16 protein-coding genes are annotated in these 19,389 nt (G+C 67.1%); 7 read left to right on the top strand and 9 right to left on the bottom strand.

Features of this window, described 5'->3' with window-relative positions; genetic code table 11:
* Nucleotides 1-35 precede the first annotated feature (35 nt).
* Nucleotides 36-905, bottom strand: coding sequence for an alpha/beta fold hydrolase (locus NATPE_RS00650; RefSeq protein ID WP_006183235.1), 870 nt, complete (start codon nucleotides 903-905; stop codon nucleotides 36-38).
* A gap of 254 nt (nucleotides 906-1,159) precedes the next feature.
* On the opposite strand from NATPE_RS00650, the gene priL reads away from it, so the two are divergent.
* On the top strand, nucleotides 1,160-2,251 hold the full coding sequence (gene priL, locus NATPE_RS00640) for a DNA primase regulatory subunit PriL (RefSeq protein WP_006183233.1): 1,092 nt from the start codon (nucleotides 1,160-1,162) through the stop codon (nucleotides 2,249-2,251).
* A 90-nt stretch (nucleotides 2,252-2,341) separates the two neighbouring features.
* On the opposite strand, the gene NATPE_RS00635 is transcribed toward priL, so the two are convergent.
* Nucleotides 2,342-2,605, bottom strand: a complete 264-nt coding sequence (locus NATPE_RS00635) for a DUF7472 family protein (RefSeq protein ID WP_006183232.1) — start codon at nucleotides 2,603-2,605, stop codon at nucleotides 2,342-2,344.
* A 189-nt stretch (nucleotides 2,606-2,794) separates the two neighbouring features.
* Here NATPE_RS00635 and NATPE_RS00630 point away from each other — a divergent pair, with 189 nt between their 5' ends.
* Complete coding sequence (locus NATPE_RS00630; RefSeq protein ID WP_015298650.1) at nucleotides 2,795-3,415, top strand: hypothetical protein; 621 nt, start codon at nucleotides 2,795-2,797, stop codon at nucleotides 3,413-3,415.
* Between the two features lie 82 nt (nucleotides 3,416-3,497).
* Nucleotides 3,498-3,665 (top strand): hypothetical protein, encoded by a 168-nt coding sequence (locus NATPE_RS22040; protein WP_015298649.1) that lies wholly within the window; start codon nucleotides 3,498-3,500, stop codon nucleotides 3,663-3,665.
* 63 nt (nucleotides 3,666-3,728) lie between these two features.
* On the opposite strand, the gene hjc is transcribed toward NATPE_RS22040, so the two are convergent.
* The 3 genes from hjc to NATPE_RS00615 form a co-directional block, all read right to left on the bottom strand.
* Complete coding sequence (hjc, locus tag NATPE_RS00625; RefSeq protein ID WP_006183230.1) at nucleotides 3,729-4,250, bottom strand: Holliday junction resolvase Hjc; 522 nt, start codon at nucleotides 4,248-4,250, stop codon at nucleotides 3,729-3,731.
* Nucleotides 4,251-4,331: 81 nt separating this feature from the next.
* Nucleotides 4,332-5,144, bottom strand: coding sequence for a CPBP family intramembrane glutamic endopeptidase (locus tag NATPE_RS00620; RefSeq protein WP_006183229.1), 813 nt, complete (start codon nucleotides 5,142-5,144; stop codon nucleotides 4,332-4,334).
* Between the two features lie 76 nt (nucleotides 5,145-5,220).
* Entirely contained in the window at nucleotides 5,221-9,717 is a 4,497-nt protein-coding gene (locus NATPE_RS00615) for a PAS domain S-box protein (protein ID WP_015298647.1), read from the bottom strand.
* A 261-nt stretch (nucleotides 9,718-9,978) separates the two neighbouring features.
* Here NATPE_RS00615 and NATPE_RS00610 point away from each other — a divergent pair, with 261 nt between their 5' ends.
* Nucleotides 9,979-10,236, top strand: a complete 258-nt coding sequence (locus NATPE_RS00610) for a HalOD1 output domain-containing protein (RefSeq protein WP_006183226.1) — start codon at nucleotides 9,979-9,981, stop codon at nucleotides 10,234-10,236.
* A gap of 63 nt (nucleotides 10,237-10,299) precedes the next feature.
* Entirely contained in the window at nucleotides 10,300-11,073 is a 774-nt protein-coding gene (locus NATPE_RS00605; protein ID WP_006183225.1) for a PAS domain-containing protein, read from the top strand.
* Between the two features lie 3 nt (nucleotides 11,074-11,076).
* Here NATPE_RS00605 and NATPE_RS00600 read toward each other — a convergent pair whose 3' ends face one another.
* From NATPE_RS00600 to NATPE_RS00590, 3 genes are all read right to left on the bottom strand, one after another.
* Nucleotides 11,077-12,366: an adenosylhomocysteinase gene (locus NATPE_RS00600; RefSeq protein ID WP_006183224.1), complete on the bottom strand. Its 1,290-nt coding sequence runs from the start codon at nucleotides 12,364-12,366 to the stop codon at nucleotides 11,077-11,079.
* Nucleotides 12,367-12,618: 252 nt separating this feature from the next.
* The gene (locus NATPE_RS00595) at nucleotides 12,619-13,497 is read right to left on the bottom strand and encodes a hypothetical protein (RefSeq protein WP_006183223.1); all 879 of its coding nucleotides are present in this window, start codon (nucleotides 13,495-13,497) and stop codon (nucleotides 12,619-12,621) included.
* 149 nt (nucleotides 13,498-13,646) lie between these two features.
* Nucleotides 13,647-14,945, bottom strand: coding sequence for an amidohydrolase (locus tag NATPE_RS00590; RefSeq protein ID WP_006183222.1), 1,299 nt, complete (start codon nucleotides 14,943-14,945; stop codon nucleotides 13,647-13,649).
* Between the two features lie 133 nt (nucleotides 14,946-15,078).
* Here NATPE_RS00590 and NATPE_RS00585 point away from each other — a divergent pair, with 133 nt between their 5' ends.
* Both NATPE_RS00585 and NATPE_RS00580 read left to right on the top strand, forming a co-directional pair.
* Complete coding sequence (locus tag NATPE_RS00585) at nucleotides 15,079-15,756, top strand: stage II sporulation protein M (RefSeq protein ID WP_006183221.1); 678 nt, start codon at nucleotides 15,079-15,081, stop codon at nucleotides 15,754-15,756.
* A gap of 99 nt (nucleotides 15,757-15,855) precedes the next feature.
* On the top strand, nucleotides 15,856-16,656 hold the full coding sequence (locus NATPE_RS00580; protein WP_006183220.1) for a DUF4382 domain-containing protein: 801 nt from the start codon (nucleotides 15,856-15,858) through the stop codon (nucleotides 16,654-16,656).
* A gap of 98 nt (nucleotides 16,657-16,754) precedes the next feature.
* On the opposite strand, the gene NATPE_RS00575 is transcribed toward NATPE_RS00580, so the two are convergent.
* On the bottom strand, nucleotides 16,755-19,352 hold the full coding sequence (locus NATPE_RS00575; RefSeq protein WP_006183219.1) for a heavy metal translocating P-type ATPase: 2,598 nt from the start codon (nucleotides 19,350-19,352) through the stop codon (nucleotides 16,755-16,757).
* Between the last annotated feature and the right edge of the window lie 37 nt (nucleotides 19,353-19,389).

Here is a 19,389-nt window from a genome sequence, read left to right as displayed (position 1 = left end):
TCGAACCGTCTCGGAGCGGGACGCGGGGTCGTCCGTCAGTCCTGCTCGTCCAGAAACGAACGCAGCAAGTCGGAGACGGCGTCGGCTTCCTCGATGAAGAACAGGTGGGAACCGCCCTCGACGAGTTCGAGTCGACTGTCCCGGATCTTCTCCTCGAGCAGCCGCGCGTTCGTGACCGGGACCACCTCGTCGTTCGTCCCGTGACAGACCAGTGTCGGTACGCGGAGTCGCTCGAGGCGGTCGCTGACGTCGAAGCCCTGGACCGCAGCGGCCTGGGCCTCGCGTGCGGGGTCGTCGGCGTCCTGTTCGAGTCGCCACTCGAGGATCCGATCGATGAGATGCGGGTTGCGGTTGGTGAACCGGTCGTTGAATGCCGGCCGCATGCGGTGGCGCAACACCTGGCGTTCGGTCGCGCCATCGGGCGTATCGAACATGTGTTCCTGGGTTTCGTCGGGGACCGGCGCGGCGTCGGGGCCGCCGTGGCTCGTACAGAACAGCGTCAGCGACTTCGCTCGGGAGTACTCGATGGCGTAGCGCTGGGCGATCATCCCGCCCATGCTCGCCCCGACGATGTGGGCGTCGTAGACCCCCGCGTCGTCGAGGACCGCCTCGAGGTCGGCCGCCAGCCCGCCGATCGAGTAGCCGGCGAGTTTGAGCAGCACGAGCCCCCGAAGCGTACCGGGCAGCCGCGCGACGAGCGGCGGGAGGCCGACGTCGGAGCGACCCGTCCCCCGGTTGTCGGGGGCGATCACGTCGTACTCGTCGGCGACGGCTTCCCGCTGCCAGCGCCACATCCACCGTCCGAACCCGAGCCCCTGCACGAAGACGACCGGCGACCGACCGTCGCCGTCGCTTCGCTCGTACTCGTAATAGATCGACACGCCGTCTCTCGTCGCCTGTGGCATGGCCGAACCGACGTGTCGAACGCCCTTGAAATCGATCCTCGAGGCTGGACGGGACGACGACCGCCGGCCGGGACCGATCGGCGATCGCCCGACAGCATCGGGTAATACGGGTATACCGTCGCTGCAAGGGCCGAGCGGGGGCGAGGTCTCGGCGGCCGATCGCCCGTCTCGGATCGGCGAGCCCGACTGCCACATATAAAAGACGATTATCGCAATCAGGGTGTTTATCCCGCCGGAGTAAAACGTAATTACCGATGCAGCGACTCCACGCCCGGTATCCGTTCCTCGAGGCCGCCCGCGAGACCGTCGCCACGGAAGCGGTCGATCTGGCGACCGTCGTCGAGGGGGACGAAGCGGTCGTCGACCGGGCGCGTCAACGGGTTATTACCGCGATCGAGTCGGGGGAGACGGGGGAGCCACACCGCGATACGCGGATCGAGTTACTCTCGTATCCGGTCGCGCGGGTACTGGTCTCAATGGTCGACGAACGCGTCCTCGTACGCAAGTACGCCCGCGCCGAGGCCGCGACGGCCTACGACCGGTTCACCGAGGACATGACCGACACGACAGAACTGAAAAGCGTCGAGTCGACAGGCCTCGACCTATCCGCCCTCCTCGCGGAGTTCGACCTGCGGGACGCGGTCCGGACGGCCGCCGACGGGGAGTACCGGATCGACGTCGGGACCTACCTGCCGCTGGCCGAGGACCTCTGGGACGACGGCTGGCGGCTCGTCAACCAGCCCCTCGAGGCCGGCGAGGTCCCCGTCGACGAGGACGAACTCCTGACGCTGGTCCGCGAGGCGATCCGGGGCCGGATCGACGACGGGCTCCCCTTCGAGGTACCCGAGTCCATCGCGACCGCCCTCGAGGACGAGGCCGACGAGATCCGCGAGGTACTCGCAGAGATGGATCTGACACAGGACATCGACACCGTCGTCCCCGACCTTTTCCCGCCGTGTATGAAGGCGCTGCTCGACCAGATCCAGAAGGGCGAGCATCTGCCGCATCACTCCCGGTTCGCGATCACCGCCTTCCTGACGAGCATCGGGATGAACACCGACGAGATCGTCGACCTCTACCGGGTCAACTCGTCGTTCGGGGAGGAGATGACCCGCTACCAGACCGACCACATCCGCGGGGACACCTCGCCGACGGAATACTCGCCGCCCTCGTGTGCCACGATGCAGTCCTACGGCGACTGCGTGAACAAGGACGACCTCTGCGAGCGGATCCCCCATCCGATGGCCTACTACGAACAGCGGATCGACGACGCCGACGACGAGGAGTTAGAGGACTGGCGGGAGAGCGACGACGGGAGCGACGGGAGCGCCGCGAGCGGCGACTGACGGCGTTCGCTCGCGCGGAGGTGATACTGTACGGTCGGTCCTCGAGCAGTATCGGCCGGGACGAACCGAAAACGGTGACCGAATACCGCCTCAGAACGTTCCGTTCGTTTCCGTCTCGTCGGCCGTCGCGTCGAGGTCCTCCTCGTCTTTCAGGGTGTAGGCCAGCCCGATACCGACCGCCGTCACCAGGAGGATAAAGCCAGTAATAGCCACAACGAGCAGCTGTGCCCCTTCGGAGGAGAGACTCCCGTTGTCGGCAGTGTAGGAAGAGCCGATGGCGATCATCGTCGCAAGCAATAGGAGGACCGCACCGACCGCCGAAACGATTTCGATGAGCTGTTCGCGATCGAGCATTGTCGGATCGGTTTCGTCGGCCCGGTGAAAAGCGCTTCGAAGGGGGCCTCGGCGGTGGTCGGACAGGAGCTGTCTCGCTTGCGCTTTTAAACGCCGACCTTGCGAGTTCAGGCGAGTTCGTTATGTCCATCGGTCCCCTAGCGCGTTCGAATCGCCAGCCGACCACCGAGTTCACCCCTTGACGCATCCATGAAAACAACAGCGTCACCGAAAGCGCCGCTGCCAGTACCGTCCGCGGATCACCTCACCGAGCGATCGCGCCGCGCCCGCACCGAACCGATGTCGGTGCTGGCGCTGGGCGACGGCCTCTACGAGGTCGAGTCCGCGAGCGACCACACCTATCTCGTCGATCTCGAGGCCGGCAGGTGTACCTGCCCGGATCACGTCTTCCGCGAGGCCCGCTGTAAGCACATTCGCCGGGTCGCGATCGAGATCACGGAGGGCCGGACCCCGCCGCCGGGCGAGATCGCCGTCGCGTGTCACGACTGCGGTGAGACGTGTTTCGTCGCGGACGACGACCCCGCGCCGTTTTACTGCGACGACCACGCGATCTCGCCGGGCGACACCGTCGTCGACCGCGAGACCGGCGACCGGCTCACCGTCGTCGACGTCTCCGAACTCCGTTCCGACGCCGTCGAGATCGGGGCGGCCGACTGTACCGTCGCCGAGTACGGGTCCAACGAGGACTACGATCCCGACGTCCCGGTCGTCGGCGCGGTCTACCCCCATGCGACCGTCGCCACGAACGGTGTCGTCCCCTCGTCACTGAAGGTCTACGTCTTCCCGCGGACCCGTCTCGAAAAGGCGTAGCAGCTCGAACCCGGGCCGGTCCGACCGCGGCGAAACGTTCGTTCGGAAACAGTTAAATCGATGCGTCGGTCATGATATATCGATGACTTATACGATACTCGATATCGGCGAGCGAGCCGAAGCGGCCACACTCCTTGGAGGGGTCCTGCTGTCGATCGCCGCCGCCTACTACACCGGCGCGACCGGGAACTGGCTGCCGCTGCTGTTCGTCTGTGTCGGAACGGGGCTGCTCGTCGTGCTGAACGAGTAACTGCTCCGTCGATCGTCGGCGGCGTCCTCGAGGCTCGCACAGTCCCGTAGCGGCCGGCCGCGCTCACTCGAGGGCGTCGGCGGCCTCGTCGACGTCCATCACGCCCTGCTTGACGGCGTTGAGAACGCGCCGCAGGTCCTCGTCGGGGCCGTCGTCGGTCTCGCCGGCGGCCTCCTCGAGCGTAACTTTCTCGGACTGCCCGGTGAACTCGGGGAAATCGGTGCCCTCAGCCAGCGCCGTTTCCTTCTTGACGCGGTAGTTGCCCCCGTCGGTGACGTAGAGATCGCCGGGGTGGAAGAAGTACCAGTCCTCGCGGTCGAAGCGGACGCCGATCCGGGGTTTCGCGCCGAAGTTCCGCGCGAAGAAGGTCAGCGCCTCGACCTCCTCGCCGGTGAGATAGATCGGGTCGCCGGAACTCGATTTGGCCTCGATCGCGTAGAAGCGCTCGCCGTCGCCGGCCAGCACGTCGGGGAGTTCCCGCTCGGTCGCGGAGCCGCTGGCGGGCGCTCGCATCACCGCGAAGCCGGCCTCGTCGAGTTCGTTGACGAGTTCCCGCTCGCGGCGGTCGCCCTTCGCCTGAGACATACCACACCCTCACCGGCGGGCGATAATAAAGGACCGGACGGCGCGGCGAACGCGACCGGCGGCTCGATGGGTGACGGCCGGTTACAGCGGGAGGGCCCCAGCGGCCGCGACGAGGAGCGAGGTCGTCGGCTCCGCGGTCTCGAGGTCGTACTCGAGGGCGAGATACAGCAGGCCGAACTGGACGGCGTTGAACGCGGCATGGGCCGCGATCGGGACCAGCAGGTTGTCCGTCTTCGCGTAGAGGAAGCCGAAGATCGCGGCACCGCCGACGACGACGACGACCGGCACCATCGTCGCCAGCAGCGACTCCGAGAGGACGGCGTAGACGGGGAAGTGGATCAGTCCGAATATCAGACTGGCAATAGCGACCGCTCGAGGGCGAGAGAAGGCGTCGTAGAGGCGTTTTTGGACGATATTTCGATACAGGAACTCCTCGGCCGGTGCGTTGAAAAAGAAGACAATACCGATCATGACGAGGACCATCGTCTGGTCGTCGCCGATGTACGTCGTGACGGAGTTGTCCGCGGTCGGCAACGAGAACAGTTGGACGAGTAAGCTGACGAGGACGAAGAACGCGAAGCCGCCGACGACGCCCGCGAGGGCGTATCCCAGATCTCGCAGCGTCGGCGTCCGAAGGTCGACGTACGACCAGCCGCGACCGGTGACGGCGAGATAGAGCGCGCCGACGAGGACGAACCCGAGGAAACTCAGGATCAACAACAGCGTTCGGCTGGCGATCGACGCCTCGGTCGGCCCCTCGAGCAACTGTGGATCCAGCAGGAACGCGGGGATCGTCGTCACTTGCTGCGATGCCAGGCCGACGATCGCGAGCGCGGCAGCGACGAGCGTCGAGCGAAGCGGCCCGTCGGTCCGACGGCGCGTTGATGTTGCCATGACCGGTCGTACGGCCACCGGACCCTTGGGCGTTTCACTCCCGGCCATGGAGACGGTCGCTCGAGCCGGCTCGAACTCAGTTCGAGTCGAGCGGGATCTGATCCTCGAACAACTGTGCCAGCAGTCGGCCCTGTGCGAGCCGCAGGTGACGGTTGACCGTCGGCTGCGTTACCGCGAGCATCTCGGCGATTTCCTCGCCGGTACTCTCGCGGGGCCACTCGAAGAAGCCGGCGAAGTAGGCGGTCCGGAGAACCTCGAGCTGGCGGTCGGTCAGGGCGTCGAACAACGACGTCACGAGTTCGCTGCGCGTCCCCATCGACCGCTCGACGTGGCGACGCGCCCGCAACTCGACGCCGCCGTGTCCCTCCCCGAGCGTCTCGACGAACTCGCGGACGTCAGTCCCGGTCGGGACGTCGACGACGACCTCGAGCCCCTCGCCGTCGGCCCGTATCGAGCGCGGACTGCCGCCGTGACGGACCAGCCGGGCGGCCAGTGGGTCGCCGGAGACGGTCGCCTCGAACCGACACGTCCCGTCGGTTTCGCTGATCAGCCGGGAATCGGTGACCGACACCAGCTCCGCGAGCGCCGATCGAACGTCATCGGGCGCAATGCCGTCGGTCTCGACGAACAGCAGCGTCTCGTCGCTCGAGTGTGAACCCATGCCCGCGTACTCGACGTCGGCCCCTATCTTCGCCGCGAGCCGCGAGAGGGGGTCCTCGTCGCCGTCGATCCGGAGCGTGAGTTCGAGCAACCGTTCGGCGTGCAGCGCCTCTCGGGTCTTCATCGCGGTGATCGAGTTGGCGATCCCTTCACCCAGTTCCGTCAGGACCGTCCGCTCGAGGTCGCCGAATGCGTCGGGTTCGTCGGCGTAGATCGTCAGGACGCCGTAGGAGTACTCCGCGTGGGACAGCGGGACGCTGATGACCGACTGGAACCCCCGGTCGACCGCCCGACGCCGCCAGGGATCGCCCTGCAGCCCCTCGACGACGTTGGAGACGACCGTCGGCGTCCCGTCGATGGCGGTTCGGACGGCCGGCTCGGCGGCGTCGTCCGCGAGGGAGACGTCGTCGAGATACGCTTGCCCGTCACCGGCCCAGGCACGGGGCTCGAGACGGGTCCCGCTCGGGTCGCGGTCGCCGATCCAGGCGAACGCGACCGAGTCGGCCTCCAGTAGTCGCTCGGGAACGGTCCGCTCGATCTCCCCGCGGCTCTCGGCCCCGATGAGGACCTGATCGATCCGCCTGATCAGTTCCGTCGTCTCGATCTGTCTGTTGAGCCGCTGGTTTCGGGCCTCGAGTTGTGCCTCCCGCTCGCGGAGGCTGGCCTCGCTCTCGAGGCGGTCGAACGCGGCCTCGGTCGTCGCGACGAGCGTCTCGATCAGCCGCCTGGCCTCGGCGTCGATCGGCTCCGCGTCGGTCGCGACCGTGAAGACGCCGTAGTCGCCGATCGGGACGATGACCCCGCTCTCGACGGCCGGACCGAAGACCTGCGACCGATCGACCGACGACGGATCGTCGATGACGGTCCCCGTCCCGGTCACGTAGGTACTCCAGAGGGCGGACTCGCCGTCGCCGATGGCGACCGACGGCGCGTCGTTACAGAGGCGATCGAAGGCCTCGGTCGAGGCGGCAGGGACGAGTCGATTGACCGCCGGATCGAGCCGGTACACGGCCGCGCCCGACGCCTCGAGGATGTCCGCGGCGGTCTCGACGACCAGCGCCGATACCTCCGCTTCGGTGTCGGTGCCGAGTAAGTCCCTGGCCGCGTCGTGTAGCGACTCGAGGGTCAGTTCGCGCTCCTTGCGGTCGGTGATGTCCTGAATCGTCCCGCGGACGCCGACGATGCCGGCGTCATCGGCACCGTCCGCACGGATCGGCTCGCCGGTCGAACGGACCCACCGTTCGTCCCCCGTCATGGTCCGCATTCGGTGTTCGATGTCGTATCCCTCGCCCGCTTCGATCGTGCGATCGACGATCTCGAGGACGCGTTCTCGGTCCTCGGGATGGGGGAACGAGGTCGCCAGTTCCGAGTCGACCGTCGCGTCCAGCGGGAGGTCGTAGAGGCGATGTAACCCGTCGGTAAAGGTCACGTTCCGCGTCTCGCCGCTGAGGTCGAGTTCCCAGCCGCCGATGCCGGCGAGGCGCTCGGCCTGTTTGAGGAGTTCGGTCGTCCGCTCCAAGTCGCGTTCGCGCTCCTTGCGCGCCGTGATGTCGCGGACGACCCCCGCGGACCCCACGAACTCGTCGTCGTCGCTTGGCAACAACGCGATGTGATTTTCGACGTCGATCACCTCGTCGTCGGCGGTCTCGAGGACGATCTCGACCGTCTGGGAGGGAACGTCCGACCGGAGGAGTTCGCGGATCCGGTCCTGTGCCCGCTCGACGTCCGCCGACGGGATCACTGTCGCCGCGGGTTTGCCGATCAGTTCCTCGGGCTCGTAGCCGAGGATCGGCTTGGCAGCGTCGTTCAAATAGGTGAATCGTCCCTCTTCGTCGAGCGTGTAGACCAGTTCGTCCAGCGCCTGCACGATCGCCTCGAACCGCTCGAGGTCGCGTTCCCGTTCCTTGCGATCGGTGATATCGCGAAGGACCCCCGCGGTCCCGGCGAACTCGCCGTCGTCGCTGGGCAACAGCGCCATGTGATTTTCGACGTCGATCACGTCGCCATCGGCGGTCTCGAGGTCCATCTCGAAGGTTCGAGTGGGCTCGCCGGCACTGCGGAGGTCACGGATCCGGTCCCGGGCCGTCTCGATGTCGTCGTCGTCCATCATCGTCGAGACGTGGTCGCCGATCAGGTCGTCGGGCTCGTAGCCGGTGATTCCCTCGAGGGCGTCGTTCAGGTAGGTAAACTCCCCGTCCGCGTCGATCGTGTAGACGAGTTCGTCCAGCGCCTGGAGGACCGTCTCGGCGCGCTCGAGATCGCGTTCGCGCTCTTTCCGCTCCGTAACGTCCTGGAACGAGCCACGGAGCGTGACGATCTCGCCGTCCTCGCGGACCGGTTCGCCGATCGTCCGCACCCACCGCCGGTCGCCGTCGGCCGTCCACATGCGAAGCTCTATGTCGTAGGGCTCCCCGTCGGTGATCGCACGCTCGACCGCCTCGCGAATGCGGGGACGGTCCTCGGGGTGGTAGAACTCGAACGCACGCTCGAGGTCGATCGGTTCGTCCGGTGAAACGCCGAGAATGCGGCGGATCTCGGCGGTCCACTGGAGGTCGTACGGCTCCGTGGAGACATCCAGTTCCCACGCGCCGACGTCGGCCAGCCGCTGGGACTGCTCGAGCAGGGACGTCGTCCGTTCGAGGCGGCGCTCGCGTTCCTTGCGGTCGCTGATGTCGCGGCCGATTCCGACCTCGACCGGGTTCCCGTTCGGATCCTCGAGTACCGACGCGATGAACTCGTAGGGGATCCGCTCGCCCGATTTCGTCCGGAGTTCGGCCTCGACGAGGGTCTCGCCGGTCTCGAACGCCTCCTCCATCGACTCCCGAATCGCCCCCTCGTTCTCGGCGTCGAAGAAGTCGACGGCGTTCATCTCCGCGACCTCCGCGTCCGAATACCCCGTCACGTCGACCAGCGTCTCGTTCCACCGCCTGAGGTCGCCGTCTTCCTCGAGCAGGTAGACAACGTCGTCGACGGCGTCTAACATGTCGTCGGTAAACGCCTGTGTCCGCTCGAGGCGGCGCTCCCGTTCTTCGATGGCCGCGACGTACTCGCGGCGTTCGAACGCCCCGCTGACCCACCGGGCGAGCAGATCGACGAACGACCGTTCTGCCGGCGAGAACGGCCGGTCCCGCGGATCGTCGCTCACGAAACAGACCGTGCCGTAGAGGTCCCCATCGACGCGTATCTTCCCGCCGATGTAACAGCCGACGGCGGATTCGACGGCCGCACCCACGTCGACGTCGGCCGCCGGCGTCTCCGAGATCCCGACCACGTCGTCCGACGTCACGGTGTTCCGGCAATGGGTCTCCGAAAGGTCCAGTACCGCTCCCTCGAGGTCGGCCTCGGCTCCGACGGCCGCCTCGATCTCGTACCGGTCGGCCGGTTCGTCGACGTGCGAGACGAGTCCCGTCTCGAGACCGAGCCGCTCACAGCCCAACTCGAGCAGCCGGCGGATCTTCGTCTCTGTCCCCAGCCCCGAATCGGACGTGATCCGGGCGAGTTCCCGCCGGTAGCGCTCGCTCTCGGCCCGTTGCCGTTCGCGGTCCCGGACCGCCGTCGCCAGGTCGTCGACGGCCGCGGAGAGCCGGCCGATCTCGTCGTCTCGGTCGCGCTCGTACTCGGCCAGATCCGGCTCGGCCGGGAGAGAGCCGTCGTCGGCGGTCGGATCGGCGTCCTCGAGCTGCGAGACGAACCCCCGGAGTTCGTCCGTGAGTCGTTCGATATCGGTCGGACGGTCGGCGTCCCGACGGGCGGCGAGCCCGAAGACGACGAGTCCGGGAATCTGCTCGGACGGGAGCGAGACGGCGGGCGTCGTCCCGAGGACGAGCGCGACGAGAACGCCGATCGTCCCAACGACCGTGAGCCGTCCCCGCCGTCCCGCGAGCGCCTCGAGAGGAGCCACGGCAGCGATCATACGTCCCCTACGAAACCAGACACAATGATACGAGCGGTTACTTTCACGCCCTGTGTGTCGTCCCAATAGTACCGTCACGGACCCTGATCGGTCGGCGGCTCGAGCGGCGGTTTCGGGGACAGCGTGACGATAGCCGCCCAGTCGGTCTGCCCCGACCGTCCCATCGTCGGGACGACGCTATACACATAGTGTCGGGGTCGCGAAGAGATTACGTGTATAACGGCCAGCCCGATACCACCGGGACGCATTGGTGAGTCTACAATGACCGGCGCTACTCTCGACTACCACACTGACTCCGTCAGTCTGCAAGTAATCGACGCACTTGCGGACGCGACGAACACCGACGCCAGCGACCTCGAGCCACTGTACGACGTGGTCGATCCCGAGGCGCTCGACCAGCTCTTTCAGTCGGGTTCGGGGGCAGCCGTCCGCGTCGAGTTCGAGTATCACGGCATGCCCGTCGAAGTCCGAGGTGACGGCACCGTTACGGTCAACGGGACGGTCCATGGGAGTAGATAGGTCGGGAGGGTTCGACCACACCGAAACCGACCGCCGATCACGACCCGACGCCGGTGATCGACGATGCTGAGTCCGCTCACCGACGCAGCCGATGACGGGGTTCGAGTACGACCGACCGAGCTGCGGCTCCGCGTCGTCGGCGACGACCTCCGTGAGGCGGTCGCCACTGCCTGCGGCGAGCGCGATGACTACGCCCTCGAGACGGTGTCGTCGCTTTCGGCCGCGTTGGAAGAGAGCGACGACGCCGACTGTCTCGTCGTTCCGACGGCGGCGCTCGGTGGCGACGAACGGACGACCGAGGATGCCGACTGCCACGGGGGAGACGGAGCGGTCGCGTCCGACGAACCGATGATCGTCGTCACCGATGGCGCCGATACCGTCACGGCCCCCCGTCACGAGCGGCGGCTGACCGCCGTCCTCGATCGGGACGCCCTCGAGCGGCTGCCGGCACGGGCGTGGGACCTCGTCGAACGGCGGCGGCTGGCCGCGCTGTCGCGGCGCTCGCTGGCGAGCGTCGAGTTCGTTGGAGAATCGATCGCGATCGTCACTCCCGACGACGAGATCCAGTTCGCGAGCCGCTCGCTCGCGGTGCGGTTCGGCTACGACCTCGAGACGCTCTCGGGGACCGACTGGCGGGCGCTGTTTCCCGACGCGACCGTCGACCGACTCGAGTCGACGGCGATCCCGACGGTCGCCGACGGCTGGCGGTGGACCGGCGGCTGTACGGCGATGCGGCGGGACGGAGAGACGTTCCCCGTCCAGTTGCGACTGGGCGGGCTCGCGGACGGGAGTCTAGTGTTCGTGGTCGAGAGTGGCGACGGCGGACCGGAGCGCTGACCGCTATGTCCCGTGGTCCCAGCTGTCCATATACTCGTGTTGGGTGTCGGTCAGCGAGTCGAAGTCGACGCCCTCGGCCTCAAGTTTGATCTCGGCGATCTCCTTGTCGAGTTCGTCGGGGACGTCGTGGACGCCGGCGTCGTAGGCGTCACCGTTTTCGAGCATCTCGCGCACACAGACGGCCTGAATGCCGAACGACTGGTCCATGACTTCGACGGGGTGGCCCAGCGAGACGGGCGCAGCGAGGTTCACGAGTCGTCCCTCGGCGATGACGTTCAGTTTGCGGCCGTCGTCCATCTCGTAGGCCTCGACGCCGTCGCGGGCCTCGTAGCGCTCGACCGCGAGATCGTCCAAGGCCTCGAGGTCGATCTCGATGTCGAAGTGGCCCGCGTTCGCGAGCAAGACGCCGTCCTGCATCTTCTCGAAGTGGTCCTCGACGATGACGTCGCGGTTGCCCGTCGTCGTCAGGAAGACGTCGCCGATTTCGGCCGCTTCGGCCATCGGCATGACCTCGTAGCCCTCCATGTGGGCCTCGAGCGCGCGGCGGGGCTCGACCTCGGTGACGATGACGTTGGCGTTCTGGCCCGCTGCCTTCTGTGCGACGCCTTTCCCGCAGTAGCCGTAGCCGGCGACGACGACGTTCTTGCCGGCCCACGAGAGGTTCGTGGTCATGGCGATGGAGGCCAGCGAGGACTCGCCGGTGCCGTGGACGTTGTCGAAGAGCCGCTTCATCGGCGTGTCGTTGACCGCGAAGACGGGGTACTCCAGGGCCCCGTCGTCGTCCATCGCGCGCAGGCGGTGGACGCCGGTGGTGGTCTCCTCCGCGCCGCCGACAATGCCATCGATCAGTTCGGGGTAGTCCTCGTGGATCGCGGCCACGAGGTCCATCCCGTCGTCGACGGTGATCGTCGGCTCGTGGGCGATGACAGCCTCGATCGCGGCGTAATACTCGTCGTCGTCGACGCCGCGTTTGGCGTAGCTGGTGATGTTCTCGTGGGTGTCCAGCGCCGCGGAGACGTCGTCGTGGGTCGAGAGCGGATTACAGCCCGTGACGGCGACCTCCGCGCCGCCCTCCGCGAGCGTCTCGACGAGGATCGCCGTCTTGGCCTCGACGTGCATCGCCATCCCGATTCGCTCGCCCGCGAAGGGCTGGTCGGCGACGAACTCCTCGCGGACGGACTCGAGGATCGGCATGTGTTGGGCGGCCCAGTCCATCTTCCGACGGCCCTCCTCGCGAGCGGACTCGAGGTCGTCGAGTTGCTCGCTGATCGGGGGATACTCGGTGTCGGTCATGGCTCGACAGAGTGGGACCGTGGCCAAAACGCTACCGAACCCGGTTCGGCTCCGGACCGGTCCCGGGGCTCGAGGCGGCCGCGTACCGACTCGGCGACTGTGAAAAAGGCGTAACGAAAGTGGTGGGTGGATCGACCGCACTACGTGCCCGCTCGGTCGCGGCCGTCTCCGGACCGCCGCGACCGGAGCCCGACGCCGGCGACGCCGATCCGCTCGATCGTCGCCCGGCGTCGGGTATCGGTTTCGAGGGCGCTACTGTTCGCTGTCGGCGGTCTCGTCGTCCGTCTCGTCCTCATCGCCGCTGTCAGCCGGCGGACCGGCGTGTTCCGGCGGACCGCGTTCGTCGCCATCGTCGTCGACCTGCTCGTCGTCACCTTCGTCGTCGCCGTCAGCCGGCGGGCCGGCGTGTTCCGGCGGACCGCGTTCGTCGTCATCGTCGTCGACCTGCTCGTCGCCTTCGTCTTCGTCGTCGCCGTCAGCCGGCGGGCCGGCGTGTTCCGGCGGACCGCGTTCGTCGTCATCGTCTTCATCCTCATCGTCCTCGTCGTCGTCGTCATCCGCGTCCGGCGGGCCGGCGTGGCTCGGCGGACCGGCGTGGCTCGGCGCGTTGCCGGGGTTGTTGGCGACAACGAAGTTCGCGACGGCGATACCGGTCGACTCGTTGGACTCGTTTTGCTGGGTCTCAACGAAATCGGAGACGAGCGAACCGAAGCTCGTCTCGTTGGCCGACTCGTTGTCGGTCTCGTTCCCATCCACGGTCTCGTTGCCGTCCAGCGTCTCGTTGCTCGCTGCGGTCAGCGTCGCCGTGGTCGAGGCCGTCCGATTGTCGGCCGTCGCGGTCACCGAGACGGTGACGTTTTCGACGGGGTCGGGAAGTTCGACCGTCCCGTCGTTGTCCGTCGTGTACGTCCCGGTTCCCTCGTAGGTCGCGTTCTCGTCAGTTGTCGATACGTCGACGGTCGCGTTCGCGACCGCAGTGTCGTTTGCCGTGACGCCGACGACGACGTCCTCGCCGTCGTCGACGGACACGTCGAGGTCACCGTCGACGGTGGCCGCGGCCGCGCCCGCCGAGGCGAACACGGACGTGACCATAACGGCGACCAGCGTCATCGTGAGCAGTTTGTTCTTCATCCGCTCCTGACTTTCCCGGTTTATTAGATAAACCCCGCCGGCAGTTCTCGGCGTTTGCTTGGTGTTAAAACGGAGCCAAACGAGATTTAAGCGTTTATAGAGCGTTTTGAGCGTTTATCTCGAGTGAGTCGGTGGGATGTCTCACTGGTTCACTCGCTGGCGCGAGCCACCAACGACTCGGCGGACTCGAGCGCTCGCTCTCGAACCGCCGCCTCGTCGAGGGTCAGGACCTCGCGGTCGCGCATGAGTACCCGGCCGTCACAGACGGTGTGGCGCACGTCGGCCGCCGCGGCCGCGTACGCGAGGTGGCTCACGAGGTCGTGACGCGGCGTCAGATGCGGCGTCTCGAGATCGATCACCGCGAGGTCGGCCGGCGCGCCCGCCTCGAGCCGGCCCGACTCGAGGCCGATCGCGTCGGCGCTCCCTCGAGTCATCATCTCGACGACCGCCTCAGCGGGCACCGCACTCGCGTCGTCGGCGGCGAGCTTGCCCAGCATGGCCGCGTCGCGGGCCTCGTCGAGCATCGAGAGGTCGTTGTTCGAGGCCGCGCCGTCGGTGCCGAGCCCGACGGTGACGCCGGCCTCGCGCAGGCGCTGGACGGGGGCCATCCCGCTGGCCAGTTTCATGTTCGAGGCCGGACAGTGGATCACGCCGGTCCCGGCCTCGGCCAGCAGTTCGATCTCCCGGTCGTCGACGTGGACGCCGTGGGCGATAAAGTCCTCGGACTCGAGCATGCCCCGTTCCGCGGCGTACTCGAGGGGGCGCGTGCCGTGTTCGTCGACGATCGGCGCGACCTCGTCTTCGGTCTCGTTGGCGTGGTAGTGGATCGGAACGTCGAGATCGCGGGCCTGTGGCACGAACTCCGACAGGTACTCGCCGTCGACGGTCGTCAGCGAGTGGGGCATAAAGGCCGACGAGATCCGGCCGTCGGCCAGTCCGTCGATCTCCTCGGCGACCGCGAGGCCCTCGCGGGCGTCCTCGCGGGCCGCCTCGTCGTCCTTGCCCACCGAGATCACGCCGTGGCCGAGTCGGGCCCGCAGGCCGGCGTCGGCGACCGTCTCGGCGATCGTTGGCACGAAGAAGTACATGTCCGCGAAGGCAGTGATGCCGGACTTGATCATCTCGAGGACGCCGAGTTCGGTCCCCGCGCGAACGGTCTCGGCGGTCAGTTCGGCCTCGGCCGGCCAGATGTCCTCCTGGAGCCAGGCGTCCAGCGGTTTGTCGTCGGCGTACCCACGAAGCAGCGTCATCGCGACGTGGCAGTGGCCGTTGACGAACCCCGGGGTGACCAGCGATCCGTCGGCGTCGAGGGTCTCGTCGGCCGCGCCGCCGAGGTCGGGACCGACCTCGCGAACCTCGCCGGCGTCTCGATCGATCAGTACGTCCGCGGTCGTCACCGTCAGGTCGGGTCGGAGGACCCACCCGCCGGTGATCGCAAGCGTCGTCATTGCTCGAGGATTCTCGCCGGGTGGCCTTATAGTGTCGATCTGGCGTACCGAGTTCGGTTTCGGCGAGGATCGACGGCTCGATCCCGACTGGACCAGTCGGCGGGTTTAACAGTTCGGTGGCGGAACATCCGGTATGGACGACCCACCCCGACGGAACGGAGTCCGCGCGTTCGTCGCCGGCTACCCGCCGAGAGCGGCACTGGCCGACGCCTGGGACGAACACAGTCGGTTCGTCGGCTTCGCGGCCGGCCTGTTCGCGTTCGGCGTCGTCGTCGGCATCCTCCTGCTGGCGGCCGGCTACAACCTCCTCGAGATCATCGCCGACCTGCTCGGCGAGGGTCTCTTCCCCGAGGAGATCGCCGACTTCTCCGGGCTCGAGCTGGCGCGGTTCCTGCTCGTGAACAACAGCCGGGCGTTCCTGCTCTCGATCGTCGGTGCGCTGTCGCTCGGTCTCCTGACGGCCTGGGCGATGGTGTTCAACGGGATCATCGTCGGCAACGTCGGTGCCGCCATCGCCGCCGACGTGGGGCCGGGCTTTATCCTCGTCGGCCTGCTCCCCCACGGGATCTTCGAACTGCCCGCGCTGTTTATCGCCGCCGGCGTCGGCTTCCGGCTGCTGTACCGGATCGGGCAACGGCTCCGCGGCAGCCGCGACGCGATCCTCACGAAGCGGTACCTCTACCGAACTGGGCTCCTCGTCCTCGCCGGCTGGCTCCTGCTGGTCGTCGCCGCGTTCGTCGAGGCCTTCGTCACGCCCGCACTGCTCGAGGCGCTGTTCACCGAGCGACTCGGGGGAGCGGGGGTACCATAGGCACGACTCGACGGTTTCGACCAGTTCAGCCGGTATAAACGGTCCTGAACGGTCCCAAGTGTCGCGCCCTTTTTACCGGGTCGTTGACTGTCACTGGCTATGAACAGACGAACGATCCAACTGGTAGTCGTCGCGGCCCTCGTGGCCGTCGCCGGCTGTGCCGGTGGCATGGGCGGACAACCGGCGAACGAATCGGCGGACGGCGATTCCCCGATGACGGACGACTCGAGCGGAGCGATGGGAACGGCCGCGTTCTACATCAGCGACGAGCCGAACGTGATCGACGACTTCGAACACCTCAACGTGACGATCACGAAGGTCGGCTTCAAGCCGGCCGCGAGCGGCGACGGCTCGAGCGAACCCGACGGCGACTCGAACGAGACTGACGGCAACGAGACCGATGACGGCAGCGAGTCGACCACGTCCGAAAACGAGACCGACAGCGACGAGGGCTGGATCGAACACGACGTGGATAACCGAACGGTCGACCTCACCGAGCTGAAGGGCGCGAACGCGTCCATGATCGACGAGTTCGACCTCCCGGCCGGCGACTACGAGACGGTCTTCATCTACGTCAGCGACACCGAGGGCGTCCTGACCGACGGCAACGAGACGAACGTGAAACTCCCGAGTAACAAGCTCAAACTGAACTCGGCGTTCACCGTCGGCGACAACGAATCGATCGACTTCGTTTACGACATCGCGCCGCACAAAGCGGGTGGGAGCGGGAAGTACGTCCTCAAACCGGTGATCAGCCAGAGCGGCACCGGCGACGACGTCGAGATCCGCGACGTCGATAAAGACGAGGCCGACGAGGACGATAACGACGAAAACCGCAGCAACGGCGACGGAAACGACGGGAACGGAAACGGTGTGCCCGAAGCGAACGCCGACGACTGATCGGTCGACCGCACCGTGGTACGCTCTCGAGTACGGCACGCTCGGGGTGCGACGCGGCGGATTCTTCTAAACCGGATCGATGGCCGCTCGAGCGCCGATCAGCGCCGAAGTCGGCCGAGCAGTTCGTAGTCCCGATCCGGCGTGTACCGGCGGAACAGCAGGCTGTTCGAGAGGACCGACACCGACGACAGCGCCATCGCGCCGGCCGCGAGGACGGGCTGGAGCAGTCCGAGCGATGCAAGCGGGATCATCGCGGTGTTGTACCCCAGCGCCCAGACGAGGTTCTGCTTGATCTTCGCCAGCGTAGCCTCCGAGATCCGGATCGCCTTCACCACGTCGAGCGGGTCGTCGCGCATCAGGGTCACATCGGCGGCCTCGATGGCCACGTCGGTCCCGGAGCCGATTGCACAGCCGACGTGGGCGACCGCCAGCGCGGGCGCGTCGTTGACCCCGTCGCCGACCATCATCGCCTTGCGGCCCGTCGACTGGATGTCCTCGAGGGCGCCGGCCTTGTCCTCGGGGAGGACCCCCGCACGGACGTTGTCGGGGTCGATCCCCACGCGCTCGGCGACGGCGCGGGCCGTCCGCTCGTTGTCGCCGGTGATCAGCATGACGTCGAGGCCGCGCTCGCGCAGGGCCGCGACCGCGTCCGCGGAACTGTCCTTGACGGTGTCGGCGTCCGCGACCACGCCCGCGACCGTGCCGTCGACCGCGACCAACATCGCCGTCTTTCCCTCGCGTTCTAACCGCTCCATCTCCGCGGCGGCCGGCGCGGGATCGACGCCGTCACCCTCGAGCAGCCGTCGGTTGCCGACCAGCACCTCACGGCCCTCGACAGTCGTCCGGACGCCCTGTCCGGGGACGTTCTCGAAGTCCTCGGGATCGGCTAGCTCGAGGCCCCGTTCCTCGGCGCCCTCGACGATCGCCTGGGCGAGCGGGTGTTCGCTGTTGCGCTCGGCGCTGGCGGCAAGTCGGAGGACCGCGTCCTCGTCGAGCGAGTCGCGGGTCACTACCGCCCCGCCGTCGGCCGCCGTCTCACCGCCGTCCGTCGCGGCCGACTCCCCTTCGAGTGCGACCACGTCGGTCAGCGTCATCTCGCCGGTGGTCAGCGTCCCGGTCTTGTCGAAGACGACGGTATCGATGTCTCGAGCCCGTTCCAAGATGTCACCACCCTTGAACAGGACGCCGTTTTGGGCACCCAGCGTGGAGCCGACCATCGTCGCGGCGGGGGTCGCAAGCCCCAACGCGCAGGGACAGGCGATCAACACGGAAGAGGCGAAGACGACGATCGCGAACTCGAACGTCGAGAGTGCGTCCGGGCCGCCGCCGACCAGATCCAGCACCGGCACCGCGTCGACGACGCCGGCCAGCGTCTCGGGGAAGAGGAACCAGACCAGGCCCCAAAACATCGCGTTGAGGATGACCGCGGGGACGAAATACGCCGAGATCCGGTCCGCGAGGTTCTGGATCTCCGGCTGGCGCGACTGGGCCTCCTTGACCGTCTGGACGATCCCCTGGAGGGCCGTGTCCGAGCCGACCTTAGTCGCCTCGACGACTAACACACCGTTCTCGTTGATCGTCGAGCCGATTACCTCGTCGCCCTCGCCCTTTTCGACCGGCACGGACTCGCCGGTGACCATCGACTCGTCGACCGCCGACTGGCCGTCCACGACGACGCCGTCGGTCGGCACCTTCTCACCGGGCCGGACCTTCATCCGGTCGCCGACGTCGACGTCCTCGAGCGGCACTTCCTCCTCGGTGCCTTCCTCGTCGACCAGCGTGGCCGTCTCGGCTTCCATCTCGAGCAGTTTCCGCAGGGCCTCGCCGGCCTGGCCCTTCGAACGGGCCTCGAGGTAGTTGCCCAGCGTGATGAACACGAGGATCATCGCGGCGGTGTCGAAGTAGAGATTGCCCGCGAGCAGGTCGAGCAGGACGACGAGGCTGTAGAAATACGCCGTCGAGGAACCGAGCGCGATCAACACGTCCATGTTGGCGGTGCGATTGCGCACCAGCGCCGTGTAGGAATTGACGAGGAACTCCCGCCCCAGCAGGACGTAGACCGGCGTCGCAAGCAGGAACTCGACCCAGCCGAACGAGACCCCGAAGACCGTCTCGGGAACGTACGTCCCGCCGAGCAGGAACTTGTCGGCGAGGAAGAACAGGAACGGGGCGGAAAGCACTGCACCGAAGAGGGTCAGCCGGAGCTGTTTGCGGATCTCCGCCTGTCGGGCCGCGTCGCGGCGCTCCTGATCGGACGTCTCGTCGCCCCCGTCCCCGTCTCGAACGGGCGTGTAACCGGCTGACTCGATGGCTGCGTAGAGGGACTCGAGCGAGACGTCGGCCGGGTTGTACGTGACGGTCGCCTCGTCGGTCGCGTAGTTGACCTCCGCGTCGATGACGCCGGGCACGGACTCGAGAGCCGTCTCGTTGGTCTCAGCGCAGTTCGCACAGCTCATGTCGGTGATCCCGATCGAGCGGCTCGCGCGGTCGGCCTCGTAGCCGGCCTCGTCGATCGTCTCGTAGATCTCGGCCAGCGTGATCGTCTCGGAATCGTACTCGACGGTGCCGTCGTCGGTCGCGAAGTTGACGTTCGCTTGCGCCACGCCGTCTCGGGATTCCAGGGCGTCACTGATAGTCTGTGAGCAGTTCGCACAGCTCATGCCCCGGATGTCCAAGTGTGTGGTCTCAGTACTCATTACCAGCTAGTAGGGGATCCCGTCTTACCCCCTTTAC

The organism is Natrinema pellirubrum DSM 15624 (genome assembly GCF_000230735.2).
Lineage (GTDB): Archaea > Halobacteriota > Halobacteria > Halobacteriales > Natrialbaceae > Natrinema > Natrinema pellirubrum.
This window is presented reverse-complemented; position numbering and strand designations above follow the sequence as displayed.